The following is a 14,979-nucleotide window of genomic DNA, read 5'->3' on the forward strand; positions in this document are numbered from 1 at the left end:
CTTTTGGCAAACCCTGGCCTAGGCTTTTCTGCAGCGCTGAAACTCACGGGAGGACGGCCCAAGTGGCGGACAAACCGAAACCCCTTCTGATCAAGCGGTACGCGAGCCGCAGGCTCTACAATACCGAAACCAGCGATTACGTGACGCTCGAAGACATCTCCGGTTTCATCCGCGATGGCCGCGACGTGCAGATCGTCGATCTCAAGTCCGGCGATGACCTGACCCGGCAATACCTGCTGCAGATCGTGGCCGAACACGAAAGCCGCGGCGAGAACGTGCTGCCGCTGGGCGTGCTCACCGATCTGGTGCGCAGCTATACCACCCAGGCGCAAAGCGTGGTGCCGCAGTTCCTGACAGCCTCGTTCGACATGCTGCGCGAAGGCCAGAACCGCATGCTCGAGATGAGCCCGATGGCCAAGATGCCGGGCTTCGACGCGCTGAAGGCCCAGCAGGAAGCCTTCATGAAGGCAATGTCCGGCGGCATCTCGCCGCAATGGTCGGGCCCCGGCCAGGAAGAGGGCAAGCCCGAACCCAAGGGCGAGGAAGACCTCGACGCGATCAAGAAGCAGCTGGCTGAGCTGCAGAGCAAGCTGTCAAAGATGGACAAGTAAAGCCGAGCAAAGGCTCTGCTTGTGAAAAGCCCCGCCAAAGCGGGGCTTTTTGGTGTCAGGCGCTTAGGTGCCATAGGCGCGCGTCTCGCCCATCACCGTCAGGGCCGCGGCGATCAGCGCCTCGGCGACGAAGTCGCATTCGGCCCGGGTCAGCCGCGCCGGCAGCCGCACATCGCAGGCCCGCATCAGCATGGCCCGGGTGGCGGGCAGGTCGCGGGGCAGGTCGGGCACGAACTGCCAGTTCCAGAAGGCACGGGCATTGTCGTCAGAGAGCCCGAAGATCTGCACCTTCACCCCCATCGCCCCGGCCGCCTCGGCAAAGTCGCGACGCTCTGCCTCGGACATGCCGTCGAGGTTGAACTGGATCGAATCCGGCGCGCGCTCTTCGCCCGGCAGGCTGTCCGGCACGGTGATCCAGGGGCTGGTGTTGAGCCGCGCCGCCACGTGATCATGGTTCGCCCGGCCGTCACGCACGCGGCGCGCCAGATGCGGCAGCTGCGGCCGGATCACCGCCGCCGAGAGGTTTGACATTCGTTGGTTGTAGAGCGGCAGGCTGTTCTGCAGCGCCGGGAAATGGTCGCGCAGCACGGGATGTTTCTTCCAATTGTGCTCATAGGCCCCCGACATGATGATCGTGCGGGCGACCAGTTCGGCGTCGTCGGTGACCAGAATGCCGCCTTCGCCGGCGTTGATCATCTTGTAGCTCTGAAAGCTGAAACAGCCGATCCGCCCGAGGGTGCCGATCATGCGCCCGCGCCAGCGGGTGCCCAGCGAATGCGCCGCATCCTCGATGACCGGAACGCCCTGCGCCTCGCACAGCGTCATGATCGCGACCATGTCGGAGGTATGGCCGCGCATGTGGCTGATGATCACCGCCTCGACGCCGGCCAGCTTGGCGGCAAAATCCTTGAGGTCGACGCGGTAATCGTCGCCCACCTCGCAGAGCACCGGCCGGCACTCCGCATGCATCACCGCCGAGGGCACGGCGGCAAAGGTGAAGGCCGGGATCAGCACCCTGGCATCGCGCGGCAGGCCCAGCGCCTTGAGCGACAAGAAGAGCGCCGCCGAGCAGGAAGAGACCGCCAGCGCATAGCGCATCCCCATCATCTCGGCGAATTCCGCCTCCAGCAGGGCGACCGGGGCGTTCTCGGGCGCGGTATAGCGGAACAGGTCGCCGCTCTGCAGCAGCCGGTCGATCTCGGCGCGGGCGGCCTCCGGGATCGGCTCGGCGTCATGGACATTGGGGGCCAGGGCACTGCTCATTTTCGCTTTCCTTAATCCGGGTTTCCGAAAAAGTAAAACAGAGCAATGCGGCAAGAAAGTGAACTTTCGGTAACAGGCGGCGAAGCGCGCGTCCCTGTGGCGTCAGATCCCCAGCCGGTCGCGCAGCGCGTACCAGCTCATCGCCAGGCTCAGCAGCGGCGTGCGCAGCATGCCACCGCCGGGAAAGGCCGGGACCGGCAGGGCGGACATGGTCTCGAACCCCTCCTGTTCGCCCATGATCGCCCGCGCCATGAGCCAGCCGGCGTGGGTCGCCGTGCCCAGCCCGTGACCGGAATAGCCCGAGGCCGAGAGCACGCCGGGCGCCACCTGCGCCAGGTAGGGCAGGCGCTTCATGGTGATCGCCAGGGTGCCGCCCCAGGCGTAATCGATCTTCACATCGGCCAGATGCGGGAAAATCTCGGTCATCGGCCTGCGCACCTTGGCGGCGATGTCGCTGGGGAAGCGGTAGCCATAGCTCTCGCCGCCGCCGAACAGCAGCCGCTTGTCGTGGCTCAGGCGGAAATAGTTCACCACGAAGCGGCTGTCGGCCACCGCCACATCCTCGGTCAGCACCTGCGCCGCGCGGTCGTCCAGGGGCTCGGTGGCGGCGATGAAATTGTTGATCGGCATCACCCGCGCGCGAACCTTGCGATCCAGGCTGCCAAGATAGCCATTGCCGGCCAGGATCACATGGTCCGCCCTGACCCGGTCCGCAGCCGTCTGCACCAGCCCCGGTTCGACGTGATGCACATAAGACCCCTCGTGGATCACCGCCCCGGCGTCCCGCGCCGCCCGCGCCAGCCCGACGGCCAGCCGCAAGGGGTGCAGATGCGCCGCATCGCGGTCGATCATGCCACCGACATAGGCCGGCGACGGGCAGAGCGCCCGGCAGGCCTCGGCATCCAGCGTTTCTGCATGGGCATAACCATAGCGCTCGCGGAGAAAGTCCACATAGCCATGCAACTCCGCCACCTGCGCCGTGCTCGCGCCGGTCCAGGCCACCCCCGGCTTCAGATGGCAGTCGATCCCGTGCTCGGCTATCAGCCGCTTGACCAGCGCCTTGGCGTCCTCACCCAGCGCCCAGTAGGTCGCCGCATCCGCGCGCCCGACCAGCTTTTCCAGCCCCTGCTGATCAACCCTCTGCCCGGACCCCAGTTGCCCGCCATTGCGCCCGGAGGCGCCAAAGCCCACCCGATGCGCCTCGAGCACCACCACGCGCCGCCCCGCCCGCGCCAGCTCCAGCGCCGCCGACAGCCCGGTATAGCCCGCGCCCACGATACAGACCTCCGCCGACACCTCGCCCCGCAAGGGCGCGAACACCGGCAGGAACTCGGTCGTCGCCGCATACCAGCTCGCCGGATACTCCCCCTGTCGATCATTGGAAAACAGCAGGTTCATGAACCCACCCCCCTGCTTCTTCTGTTCAAAAATACCCTCGGGGGAGTCGCCGCAGGCGACGGGGGCAGAGCCCCCGATCTCACACGTTCAGCAACAGGTGCTCCCGTTCCCAGGGCGAGATCACCTGCAGAAACTCCTCGTATTCCGTCCGCTTGACGATGCCATAGACCCGCGCAAACTCAGGCCCCAGCACCTCGTGCAACTCGGTCGCCTCGTCGAACAGGTCAAGCGCCGAACCCAGCACCTGCGGAATGTCCGGCTCGCCGGCATAGGCATCGCCGGAAAACTGCGGCCCCGGCACCACCTGGTTGACCAGCCCGAGATAGCCGCAGGCCAGCGAGGCAGCGATGCCGAGATAGGGGTTGCAGTCCATGCCGCCGATGCGGTTCTCGACCCGCCGCGCCTCAGGCGCCGAGATCGGGATGCGGATGCCGGTGGTACGGTTGTCGCGCGCCCATTCGAGGTTGATCGGCGCCGCGTGGTCGCGCACGTAGCGGCGATAGGAGTTCACATAGGGCGCCATCACCGCGATCGCCGAGGGCAGGTAGGTCTGCAGCCCGCCGATGAAATGCGCGAAAGCCTCGGTCTCGCCGCCCTCGGCATCGGAAAAGAGGTTGCGGCCGGTCTCGAGGTCGAGCACCGAGTGGTGGATATGCATGGCGCTGCCCGGCTCGTCGGCGATGGGTTTCGCCATAAAGGTGGCAAAGCAGTCGTGGCGCAGCGCCGCCTCGCGGATCAGCCGCTTGAAATAGAACACCTCGTCGGCCAGCTTGACCGGCGAGCCGTGACGCAGGTTGATCTCCAGCTGGCCGGCACCGCCCTCTTGGGTGATGCCGTCGATCTCGAAGCCCTGCGCCTCGGCGAAGTCATAGATGTCATCGATCACCGGGCCGAACTCGTCGACCGCGGTCATCGAATAGGCCTGCCGCGCCGCCGCCGGACGGCCAGAGCGGCCCATCATCGGCTCGATGGTCTTGGCCGGGTCGATGTTGCGGGCCACCAGAAAGAACTCCATCTCCGGCGCCACCACCGGCTTCCAACCCCTCTGCTGGTAGAGGTCGACCACCCGTTTCAGCACGTTGCGCGGGCTCGCCGGGATCGGCATGCCCTCGCGGTCAAAGGCGTCGTGGATCACCTGCAGCGTCCAGTCGCCGGTCCAGGGCGCGGCGGTGGCGGTGGACAGGTCGGGCCTGAGGATCATGTCGCGCTCGATAAAGCCATCGGCGCCGGCCGCCTCGCCCCAACCACCGGTGATGGTCTGATAGAAGATCGAGTCGGGCAGGAAGAAATGCGACTGCCTGGCGAATTTCGACGCCGGCACCGCCTTGCCGCGGGCGATGCCCGGCAGGTCGGGGATCACGCATTCGACCTCGTCGAGCCGGCGCCCCTCAAGATAGTCCTGCGCCGCCTTTGGCACCTGTGTGATCCAGTCGTCGGTCATGCGAGGCTCCTGTCGCGAAAGAACTGCCCAATCATTGCGCCGAGCCGGTCATTGGCCACCGGCCGGTCCACTGTGGCGCGCGCCTCGGCCAGCATGTCTGGCGGCACCACCTCGCCGCGGGCGTCCATCAGGCCCGAGAGGAACTCGGAGGTGAACTCGGGATGCGGCTGCACGCTGAAGGCCTTGCCGCCATAGACCAGACCGGCGTTCTCGCAGAAATCGGTGCGTGCCACCACCTCTGCGCCTTCTGGCCGCGCTGTCACCTGATCCTGGTGCCAGGCGTAAAGCGGCAGCATCTCACCGCCGAAGTCATACTCCACCCGGCCCACCGACCAGCCGCCAGTGAATTTCTCGACCGTGCCGCCAAGCGCCTGGGCGAGGATCTGATGGCCAAAGCAGATGCCCACCACCGGAATGTCGGCGGCATGGGCCTCGCGGATCAGCGCCTCGAGCGGGGCGATCCAGGGCAGGTCTTCATAAGCGCCGTGTTTCGAGCCGGTAATCAGCCAGCCGTCGGCGTCGCGCACGCTGCCCGGCATCTCGCCATCGACCACGTCGTAATTGTCGAAGTCGAAGCCCTGGCCATCCAGCAGGTCGCGGAACATGCCGGAATAGGTCTTGTGCTCTGGCAGCGCCTCGGGCCTGTGCCCGGTGGTGAGGATGCCGATCTTCATGGGTCACCTGTGGGGTTAGACGGTGTCGAGATAGATCTCGACTCGCTCCGTTTCAGTCAGTTCTTCCATATAATGAGCCTCCTGCCGCTTGGTGAGCAGGAAGTTGCGGATGATCTCGGGGGCAAAGATCCGCCGGATATGCTCGCTGGCCTCGAAGGCATCCATCGCGCCCTCCCAGGTGGCGGGGATCCGCGGCAACTCGAGCGCATAGGCATTGCCGGTGATCGGTGCCGCGGGCGCGATGGCATCGTCCATGCCGTTCATTGCCGCGCCGAGGATCACCGCCAGCATCAGGTAGGGGTTCACGTCGCCGCCCGCCACCCGGTGCTCGATCCGCCGCGCCCGGTGATCGCCAGAGGGCACGCGCACCGCCGCTGTCCGGTTCTCATAGGCCCAGCAGATGCCGGTGGGCGCATGCGCCTCGGGCACCAGCCGGTCATAGGAGTTGTGGTGCGGCGCAAAGATCAGCGCCGAGTCGGCCATCGCATCGAGACAGCCGCCGATCGCATGGCGCAGCACGTCGGTGCCCTTGTCACCGCCATCGTCGAAGATGTTGGTGCCGTCCTGGTCGAGCACCGAGAAATGCGTGTGCAGCCCCGAGCCGGCATAATCGCCATAGGGCTTGGCCATGAACGACGCGGCAAAGCCGTGCCGCCGCGCCAGACCCTTGACCAGCCATTTGAACAGCCAGGCGTCATCGGCGGCGCGCAGCGCGTCGTCGGAATGCATCAGGTTGATCTCGAACTGCCCCAGCCCGGCCTCGGAGATCGCGGTATCGGCGGGAATGTCCATCTCTTCGCAGGCGTCGTAGAGATCGGTGAAGAACTGGTCGAAACTGTCGAGCGCGCGGATCGACATGGTCTCGGCCGCCTTGCGCCGCTTGCCGGTGCTTTCGCTCACCGGCACCTGCAACGAGCGGCCGGAATCGTCGATCAGGTAGAACTCCAGCTCCACCGCCACCACCGGCGTCAGCCCCTTGGCCTTGTAGCGGTCGAGCACCCGTTTGAGCGCCTGTCGCGGGTCGCCCTCGTAGGGCGAGCCATCCTCGCGGAACATCCAGATCGGCAGAAGCGCGGTCGGCGCCTCGAGCCAGGGCATCGGCAGGAAGCCGCGTTCGGTGGGCAGCAGCACACCATCGCGGTCGCCGCTTTCAAAGACCAGCGGGCTGTCGTCGATATCCTCGCCCCAGATGTCGAGGTTGAGCACCGAGACCGGGAACCGCGTGCCGCTCTCGACCACCTTGTCGGCGAAACGCACCGGCACCCGCTTGCCGCGCGGCTGACCGTTGAGGTCGGCAGCGGCGACACGGATGGTGCGCACCTGCGGGTTCTTGCGCAGCCAGGATTTCATTGCATTGCCGGACATGGGGCACCTTGGATGAATAATTTGATCAAATTATGGATAGCGACCCGTCAGGGTGTTTGGCAAGGGGCGATTTGATTTGGAACCTGCCCGCCCCGGACCCCGGTCCGGCCTAGCGAATGAGGTTCAGCCGCAGCCGCATCTTCTCGCGCCGTTCCTGTGGCAGATGCCGGTTGAGCCGCCGGTTGATCAGCCCGAACAGCCCGATCAGCAGCAGCGTCAGCAGGATGAAATACCCGGCAAGAATGGGGTAGGGCACGAAGGGGTTGAAGGTCTTGTCGGCAAAGTAGCTGGCGTAATAGAGCGCATCTCCGCGCTGCTGAAACGCCGGAAACCCCGAGAAATAGACCAGCGTCGTGGCGTGAAACAGGAAGATCGCCTCGTTGGTATAGGCCGGCCAGGCCAGCCGCAGCATGGTCGGCCAGATCACCCGCCGGAACCGGGGCCAGCCGGAAAACCCGTAGGCGTCCGCCGCCTCGGTGTCGCCCTTGGGCACCGAGAGCAGCGCGCCATAGAAGATCTCGCCGGAATAGGCGGCGGTATTGAGAAACAGCACCACCAGCGCCCCGGCCCAGGCCGAGGTCAGCGGGGTGAAGAACGGCGCCACCTGTTTCAGCGACAGGAACAGGAAATAGGCAAAGAAGAACTGGATGAAGAGCGGCGAGCCGCGAAACAGGAAGATGAACCACTCTGCCGGCTTGCGCAGCAGCGGGTTTTGCGCCGCCTTGCCCAGCGCCACCGCCGTGGCCAGAAAGAACCCGGCAAAAAGCGCCAGCACCCCGAAATAGACGTTCCAGATCATCCCAGAGCCGATCAACACCACCTGCTGACACAGGGTGAAGTCCGACCGCGGCAACAGCCGCTCGCCCACGCCGACCGAGCGCAGAGCGTAATCGGCGATGGTCTCCCAACAGCTCATGCCAGAGATCCCCCGCAGCTTCTTCTGTTCACAAATACCCTCGGGGGAGTCGCCAGAGGCGACGGGGGCAGAGCCCCCGGGACACCGCCAGCCCCGCTCAAGCCGCGGCCGTTCTCTTTGCTTCGCCGCCGGCCGTGGCCTGGCCCAGGGTCAGACGTTTCATCACCCGGTCGAGCACCACCTCCGACAGCTTGGTAAAGCCCAGGTAGAACACCAGCAGCGCCAGGAAATACCACATCCGCCAGTCGCCATGCGGGTAGTCGGTAAAGCGCGGGTTCTTGCTGCCGCCCAGCTCGCGCGCCCAGTAGACGATATCCTCGACCCCCAGCAGGAACAGCAGCGGCGTGGCCTTGATCAGCACCATCCAGAGGTTCGACAACCCCGGCAGCGCATAGACCCACATCTGCGGCACCAGGATGCGCCAGAAGCTCTGCCTCCGGGTCATGCCATAGGCCTCGGCGGTCTCGATCTGCGCCCGCGGCACCGCGCGCATGGCGCCGAAGAGCACGTTGGCGGCAAAGGCACCGAAGACGATGGCAAAGGTCAGCACCGCCAAGAGGAAGCCGTAGATCTCGTGCAGCCATTGCGGCGCGGTGCTGAGCGGCAGCTTGGCGGCGTCGCAGACCACGAAATCGCTGCCCTGACGGATCGGCTGGTCCCAGCCGGGGCAGAGCACCTGGTGGCGCAGCCATTCGAAGCCCTGGTCGAGGGCGATCACGAAGAACAGGAAAAAGGCGATGTCGGGCACGCCGCGTACGATGGCGATATAGGTCCGGCCGATCCAGTTGAGCGGAAAGACATGGCTGCGCGCCGACATTGCGCCGAGAAAGCCGAAGCCCAGCGCCACCGGCGCGGTGATCGCCAGCAACAGCAGCACCGTGCCGAAAGAGGCATAGAAGGCCATGTGCTTGCCGGTGGTCAGGTAGCAGCCGAGCCAGCTCAGGCCCTCGAGCATTTGGGGATCTGCGCAGTTGCTGAAGATGGCGGACCTCCTCGGGGCAGGGTGGTGGTCAGATGCGGATAGTGGGCGGCGCAAGGCGCGCGGCGGTTGCCGGACCTGGCGGAGAAGTCGGTGTCGGCAAGGGCAAGACGGCCCGTCCTGCCGGAGGCGTCGGAAGGTGGGCAAGAATTGCCCACCTCGTGTCGGGCGGCGCCTGACAGGTGCGACGAACGCCGTCAGGCCATCAGGCGCGCCCTCGGATAAACCGCAGGCTGGGCAGGTCTGCCCACCACGATACGCGGCCGGAACCGCCCGCCGATCAGAAGGTCTCGCCGACCTCCCATTTCTCGATCAACTCATTGAGCGAGCCGTCGTCCTTCATCGACTGGATCGCGGCGTCGAAGGTGTCGCGCAGCTCGGTGTCGCTCTTGCGGAAGCCCATGCCGATGCCGCCACCCAGCAGGATGTCCTCGGCGACCCAGTCGAGCTCGGCGCTTTCCTCGGCGTAGGGCGAAAGGAAGGACTTGTCGGCCAGCACCGCGTCGGCCTCGCCGTCACGCACCGCGCCGATGGTCTCCTCGGGGTTGGCGAATTCCAGCAGCGTGGCGCCGATCTCGGCCACATGCGCCGCCTGGATGGTGCCGGCCTGGGCCGCGATCACCGCGCCGGACGGGTCGATCTCGCTGCCTGCCATGCCGAGGAAGCTCGAAGGGTCCGGCTGGGTGTAGTTCTGGGTGAAGTCGATGACCTCGGCGCGTTCCTCGGTGATCGACATGCCGGCGATGATCGCGTCGTAGTTGCCCGAGACGAGGTTGGGGATGATCGAATCCCATTCGTTGGTGACCCATTCGCAGGTCAGCTCGGCGCGCTTGCAGAGTTCGTCGCCGACCTCGCGTTCGAAGCCATCGACCTCGCCCGCGTCATTGAGGAAGTTGAACGGCGGGTAGGCGCCCTCGGTGCCCAGGCGCACGGTGTCCGAATGGCTGGCGGCGATCGCCATGCCGGCGGTCAGGGCCAGGGCGGCGGTGCCGAGAAGGATGGATTTCATGAGTGAGGCTCCCTTGGTTGGTAGGTTCAGGCGGCTTGTGTCGAGGACAGAAATCCCCGCAACCGCTCGGATTTGGGCGCGCCGAACAGCGTCTCTGGCGCGCCTTCTTCTTCGATCAGGCCCTGGTGGAGAAAGACCACGTGGTCGCTCACGTCATGGGCCATCTTCATGTCATGGGTGACGATCAGCATGGTCCGGCCTTCGCCGGCCAGGTCCTTGATCACCTTGACGACTTCCTGCTCGAGCTCGGGATCGAGCGCCGAGGTGGGCTCGTCGAACAACAGCGCCTCCGGCTCCATGCAGAGCCCGCGGGCAATCGCCGCGCGCTGCTGCTGGCCGCCGGACAGCTGCGCCGGGTAGGCGTCGCATTTGTCGCCGATGCCGACCTGCGCCAGGTAGTGGCGGGCGCGCTCCTCGACCTCGGAGCGGTCGCGGCCCAGCACCGTCACAGGCGCTTCCATCACGTTTTGCAGGATGGTCATATGGGCCCAGAGGTTGAACTGCTGGAACACCATGCTGAGGTTGGTGCGGATCCGCAGCACCTGTTTGGCATCGGCCGGCCGTCGGGCAAGGCCGCGGCCCTTCCAGCTGACCGGCTCGCCCTTGAACAGCACTTCGCCCTGCTGGCTGTCTTCCAGCAGATTGGCGCAGCGCAGGAGCGTCGACTTGCCCGAGCCCGACGAGCCGATCAGCGAGATCACCTCGCCGCGCTGCGCCGTGATCGACACGCCCTTGAGCACCTCGAGCTGGCCGTAGCTCTTGTGCAGGTCGCGGATCTCGATGACGGGAGGCTGGTCGGTCACGGTGCGCATTCTGTCGGTGAAGGGTCCCTGTAATAGGGCAGTAATTTCGCGGTGGTGCAACTTGCAAAACGGCGGAAATGCGCTGAATCCGCCGGTCTTGCCGTCACGGCAGTCCGGATACCGGCCGATTTGCGGGGTCTGACTTCCGGTCAGTCGCCGGCGACGCGCTGTCGCGCCATGGCGCTGTCGACATCGCTGACGCCCAGCAGCGGCGCCACCATGCGCAGCAGCGCATCCTCGGACTCGTCGCGCGTGCCATCGGCCAGCACCACCTGCCAGAGCGCCTCGATCACCGCGATCCGTGCCTCAAAGGGCACCGCGTCCTTGATCGCGCGGGTAAAGCGCACGGTGTCGGGGGCCTCGGATTCGAGCTGTTCGGCCTCGCGGCGCAGCGTGCTGGCCGCGTCTGGCGTGAGCCCGTAGCGGCTGGCGGCGATCCGGTCGATCAGCGCGGCCTCGTCGGCGTCATAGCTTTCGTCCGACCGCGCCACCCGCACCAGAAGCGCGGTGAGCGCGAGGCGGGCGTCTTCGTCGGGCAGTTGGGCGGGCTCGGGCTGGGTCAGCCGTTTGAGGAAATCTGCGAACATGGTGAGGGATATAGGGGCAAGCCGGGGCAGGGCCAAGGAAATCTGCTCGAAGTGTGTGTTCGGGCGGTCTTCGGGAGAGGCGCCTGAGTAGAGACCGGCAGGCCTCCGCACATCGTCATGCCGCAGGCATGCCTGCGGCATGACGCCGTCCCTTGGCACGGCGATTTGGCTGCTGCAGGCACCACGTTTCGAGGTTCTACGGTCGTGGAAGGAACGGCCCTCAAGGCGCGGCCCGAACCACCTCAGCCAATGCTCTCGGCCGCCTGACGCGCTTCGAGGCTGTGGTCGCTCGATACGCCCAGCATGTCCTCGATCAGCTCGACCAGCGCCACCTCGTGTTCCTCGCGCACCCCGTCGGCGATCACCACTGCCCACATCGCCTCGGCGATCTTGCGGCGTTCCTCATAGTCCACCCCCTCGCGCAGCTTGGCGACGAACTCCGGTGTCTCCGGCACCGCCGTCTCGAGCCGTTCGCATTCGGCGCGCAGCTTGGCCGCCGCCACGGCATTGAGCCCGTTGCGATGTGCGAGGATGCGGTCGATCTGCTCCAGCTCTTCGAACAGATAGGCGCGATCGGCCTTGGCCACCCGCACCAGAAGCGCGCCCAGAGCATGGGCGGCGTCGAGCTCTGGCAAGGGCTTGGCGGGCGGCGCCTCGCCGTTGAAGAACCGGGTCAGTCGGTCGAAGATCGTCGGCATGGCAAGCCTCTCTCGGGGGTCCGCCCCGCGACCGGAGCGCTGGTTCCACGATGCGCAAAGCCGTGCGGCTTGTCGACAGGCGCCCGTGCAAATGCGCGCGGCAGCGCGATGACGTAACGTCAGGAGCGCGCCCTCAGACGCTCGCGCTTGCTCAGCACCTGCGGCTCGGCCACCGGCGCCCAGTCCGGCGGGGCAAAGAACGGCGTCTGCTGCCAGCGCCCCGAGAGCCGCTCGGAGAGCATCCTCTGCGCCACCGCCAGCACCATCCGGCCCAGCCCGCTGTCCTTGCGTGGCTTACCGGGACCGCTGGCCCAGACGGTGTTGGCCTGCGCCCGCACGCGCCCCAGCGCCCTGTCCTCGCCCTGATGCGCGGCACAGAGCAGCGAGACGAAGGGCAGCTTTGCCGATTTCAGCGTGTTGCCCACCGGGGTGCCGCAGCAGCCGGTGTACCAGCGCGACAGCCCTTTGGGCGACAGCCTGAGCATCCGCAGGGTGTCGGCGCCTCGAACAAAGGTCACCTGCGACGGCGCCAGCTGCAGCAGGTCGGTGCCGCCCGCCTCGGTCAGCACATCGGCGCCAAGGTGGCGCGGAAAGCTCTGGCAATCGGCACAATAGCAGATCAGCCGCGTGCCCCGTCGGGGCGCGGCGACATGCCATTCGGTGGCGCCGCAGCGGCAGGCAAACTTTGCATCCATACGCGCGACGCTAGCCGCCGGGCGACGCGACGGCAAGCCTGTCGGCTTTTCTTCGCGGAATCAGCCCGGCGGTGTACCATCCGCCCACATACTCAGACCAATAAGGGGGGTTACTCATGCCTATGTCCTTGTCCCGCCGCGGCTTTCTGGCCAGCACGGCCGGGTTCGTCGCGCTGCACCCGTTCTCGGTCCGCGCCGCCGCCAACCAGGCGCATCTGCGGATCATGGAAACCACCGACCTGCATGTGCACGTCTTTCCCTACGACTACTACGCGGATCGGCCGATCGACACCGTCGGCCTCGCCCGCACCGCCGCACTGATCAACGACGTACGCGCCGAAGCGACCAACGCGCTCCTGATCGACAACGGCGACTTCCTGCAGGGCAACCCGATGGGCGATTACATCGCCTATGAGCGCGGCATGAAGGAGGGTGACATGCACCCGGTGATCGCCGCGATGAACGCGCTGGGCTTCGATGCCTCGACACTGGGCAACCACGAGTTCAACTACGGGCTCAGCTTTTTGCAAAAGTCCCTCGCAGGCGCCAACTTCCCCGTGGTCTGCGCCAACATTGCCACCAGAAAAGGCGCCAGCCCGACCGAGGACGAGACCCTTCTGCCGCCCTATGTGATCCTCGATCACACGGTGACCGATGGTGCCGGCGAGAGCCATCCGATCAAACTCGGCCTGATCGGCTTTGTCCCGCCGCAGGTGATGAACTGGGATCGCCGCCATCTCGAAGGCAACGTCGAGGCGCGCGACATCGTCGAGACCGCCAAGGCCTATGTGCCGCAGATGCGCGAGGCGGGCTGCGATCTGGTGGTGGCGCTGTCGCATTCCGGCATCGGCCCGGCGGAGCATGTCGAAGGGATGGAAAACGCCTCGGTGCCGCTGGCCGCGGTCGACGGCATCGACGCCATCCTCACCGGCCACAGCCACTTGGTGTTCCCTTCATCCACCTATGCCGATTTCGCCGGACTCGACGTCGAGGCGGGCACGATCATGGGCACGCCGGCGGTGATGGGCGGCTTCTGGGGCTCGCACATGGGGCTGATCGACCTGATGATCGAACGCGACGGCGCGGGGTGGCGGGTGCTCTCGCATACCTCCGAGGCGCGGCCGATCTACACCCGCGGCGAGGACCGTTCGATCACGCCCACGGTCGAGAGCGTCGATGCGGTGCTGGCCGCCGCCGAACAGGAGCATCAGGAGACCCTGGCCTATGTGCGCCGCGCCGTCGGCAAGACCGACGCGCCGCTGCACAGCTATTTCGCGCTGGTTGCCGATGACCCCTCGGTGCAGATCGTCTCGAACGCCCAGACCTGGTATATCGAGCAGATGATGCAGGGCACCGAGTACGAGGGCCTGCCGATCCTCTCGGCGGCGGCGCCCTTCAAGGCCGGTGGCCGCGGCGGGCCGGAGTATTACACCGATGTCGCAGTGGGCGACGTGGCGATCAAGAATGTCTCCGACCTCTACCTCTATCCCAACACCGTGCGCGCGGTGAAGGTGACCGGCGCGCAGGTCAAGGACTGGCTCGAACGCTCGGCCGGCATGTTCAACCAGATCGCACCGGGGGCCGAGGATGCCACCCTGCTGAACCCGGAGTTCCCGAGCTACAATTTCGACGTCATGGACGGGGTGACCTATCAGATCGACCTGTCGCAGCCGTCGAAGTTCGGCCCCAAGGGCGAGCTCATCAACCCCGAGGCCAGCCGGATCGTGAACCTGGAATACAACGGCGCACCGATCGACCCGGATCAGGCGTTCATCGTGGCCTCGAACAACTACCGCGCCGGTGGCGGCGGTGACTTCCCCGGGGCCTCGCCAGAGACCACGGTGTTCGAGGGCCCCGACACGAACCGCGACGTGATCGTGCGCTACATCGTCGAGAAGGGCACGGTCAGCCCGCGCGCCGATGGCAACTGGTCGTTTGCGCCGATGGAGGGCACCACGGTGATCTTCGAGACCGGGCCTGCCGGGGCGCAATATGCCGATGGTGTACCGGGGGTGACGATCGAGGAGGCCGGCATGTCCGACAGCGGGTTTGCGCAGTTCCGCATCTCGCTGTGAGGCGGAGGGTGGGGCAATCCACCCTGCAGGTGGCGGTGGGTTGAAAACCCACCCTACGGAGCGGGCTGCGCGGCGGGCCGTCTCCTTGGCGCGCAGCGTGGCCGCTCCGGGACGGTGGGGGCCGTAGGGTGGGTTTGCAACCCGCCTGACCTGTCCGCCTGAAACCTCTGCCGAACCGGGCCAGCGGGGGCCCGCGGGCTGCCGCCACCCGGTTTGCTTGGGTCCACTTAATGCCGGCAAGGTCCTTAATTTAACCAATCGCGCGCCTGCCTCTGCCAAAGCGGCAGCCCGGGGGGCGGGGCGCCACTGGCCCGGCGCCTTCGGCGCTGTCCGGGCCGGATCCGGCAACCGTAATCGGTCACCGCGTGTCAGACGGTTTTCGGGTCGAAGGGTTTGCCCGTTCGCAGCATCGCGTTGAGGATCGTCAGCAGCTTGCGGGCGACCGCGATGATGGCCTGTTTCGCG

At 66.3% G+C, this 14,979-nt stretch carries 14 protein-coding genes; 2 read left to right on the forward strand and 12 right to left on the reverse strand.

What is annotated here, in order from left to right:
- Positions 1 to 62: 62 nt before the first annotated feature.
- Positions 63 to 611, forward strand: coding sequence for a polyhydroxyalkanoate synthesis repressor PhaR (phaR, locus tag VOI27_RS19745; RefSeq protein ID WP_323767749.1), 549 nt, complete (start codon positions 63 to 65; stop codon positions 609 to 611).
- A 63-nt stretch (positions 612 to 674) separates the two neighbouring features.
- Here phaR and VOI27_RS19750 read toward each other — a convergent pair whose 3' ends face one another.
- From VOI27_RS19750 to VOI27_RS19805, 12 genes are all read right to left on the reverse strand, one after another.
- Positions 675 to 1,874 carry a DegT/DnrJ/EryC1/StrS family aminotransferase gene (locus VOI27_RS19750; RefSeq protein ID WP_323767751.1) on the reverse strand — a complete coding sequence of 400 codons (1,200 nt, stop codon included), beginning with the start codon at positions 1,872 to 1,874 and terminating at the stop codon, positions 675 to 677.
- A gap of 102 nt (positions 1,875 to 1,976) precedes the next feature.
- Complete coding sequence (locus tag VOI27_RS19755; RefSeq protein ID WP_323767753.1) at positions 1,977 to 3,272, reverse strand: FAD-binding oxidoreductase; 1,296 nt, start codon at positions 3,270 to 3,272, stop codon at positions 1,977 to 1,979.
- 79 nt (positions 3,273 to 3,351) lie between these two features.
- The gene (locus VOI27_RS19760; RefSeq protein ID WP_323767754.1) at positions 3,352 to 4,713 is read right to left on the reverse strand and encodes a glutamine synthetase family protein; all 1,362 of its coding nucleotides are present in this window, start codon (positions 4,711 to 4,713) and stop codon (positions 3,352 to 3,354) included.
- Positions 4,710 to 5,387, reverse strand: coding sequence for a type 1 glutamine amidotransferase (locus VOI27_RS19765; protein ID WP_323767756.1), 678 nt, complete (start codon positions 5,385 to 5,387; stop codon positions 4,710 to 4,712). The genes VOI27_RS19760 and VOI27_RS19765 overlap by 4 nt, the downstream gene beginning before the upstream one ends.
- Before the next feature lie 15 nt (positions 5,388 to 5,402).
- Positions 5,403 to 6,737, reverse strand: coding sequence for a glutamine synthetase family protein (locus VOI27_RS19770; RefSeq protein ID WP_323767773.1), 1,335 nt, complete (start codon positions 6,735 to 6,737; stop codon positions 5,403 to 5,405).
- 124 nt (positions 6,738 to 6,861) lie between these two features.
- Positions 6,862 to 7,668 (reverse strand): ABC transporter permease subunit, encoded by an 807-nt coding sequence (locus VOI27_RS19775; RefSeq protein WP_323767759.1) that lies wholly within the window; start codon positions 7,666 to 7,668, stop codon positions 6,862 to 6,864.
- Positions 7,669 to 7,765: 97 nt separating this feature from the next.
- Entirely contained in the window at positions 7,766 to 8,650 is an 885-nt protein-coding gene (locus tag VOI27_RS19780; protein WP_323767775.1) for an ABC transporter permease, read from the reverse strand.
- Positions 8,651 to 8,927: 277 nt separating this feature from the next.
- A complete protein-coding gene (locus VOI27_RS19785; protein ID WP_323767761.1) occupies positions 8,928 to 9,656 on the reverse strand; it encodes a transporter substrate-binding domain-containing protein in 729 nt (242 codons plus the stop codon).
- Positions 9,657 to 9,682: 26 nt separating this feature from the next.
- Positions 9,683 to 10,459, reverse strand: coding sequence for an ABC transporter ATP-binding protein (locus tag VOI27_RS19790; protein ID WP_323767762.1), 777 nt, complete (start codon positions 10,457 to 10,459; stop codon positions 9,683 to 9,685).
- Between the two features lie 149 nt (positions 10,460 to 10,608).
- Complete coding sequence (locus VOI27_RS19795) at positions 10,609 to 11,046, reverse strand: TerB family tellurite resistance protein (protein WP_323767764.1); 438 nt, start codon at positions 11,044 to 11,046, stop codon at positions 10,609 to 10,611.
- Between the two features lie 242 nt (positions 11,047 to 11,288).
- The gene (locus VOI27_RS19800) at positions 11,289 to 11,744 is read right to left on the reverse strand and encodes a TerB family tellurite resistance protein (RefSeq protein WP_323767766.1); all 456 of its coding nucleotides are present in this window, start codon (positions 11,742 to 11,744) and stop codon (positions 11,289 to 11,291) included.
- 119 nt (positions 11,745 to 11,863) lie between these two features.
- Positions 11,864 to 12,439, reverse strand: coding sequence for a DUF6151 family protein (locus VOI27_RS19805; RefSeq protein WP_323767767.1), 576 nt, complete (start codon positions 12,437 to 12,439; stop codon positions 11,864 to 11,866).
- Between the two features lie 116 nt (positions 12,440 to 12,555).
- Between VOI27_RS19805 and VOI27_RS19810 the strand changes: the two genes are divergently transcribed.
- Positions 12,556 to 14,514, forward strand: coding sequence for a bifunctional 2',3'-cyclic-nucleotide 2'-phosphodiesterase/3'-nucleotidase (locus tag VOI27_RS19810; protein WP_323767769.1), 1,959 nt, complete (start codon positions 12,556 to 12,558; stop codon positions 14,512 to 14,514).
- The last annotated feature ends 465 nt before the right edge of the window (positions 14,515 to 14,979 follow it).

The organism is Marinovum sp. (assembly GCF_034669705.1).
Classification (GTDB): Bacteria; Pseudomonadota; Alphaproteobacteria; order Rhodobacterales; family Rhodobacteraceae; genus Marinovum.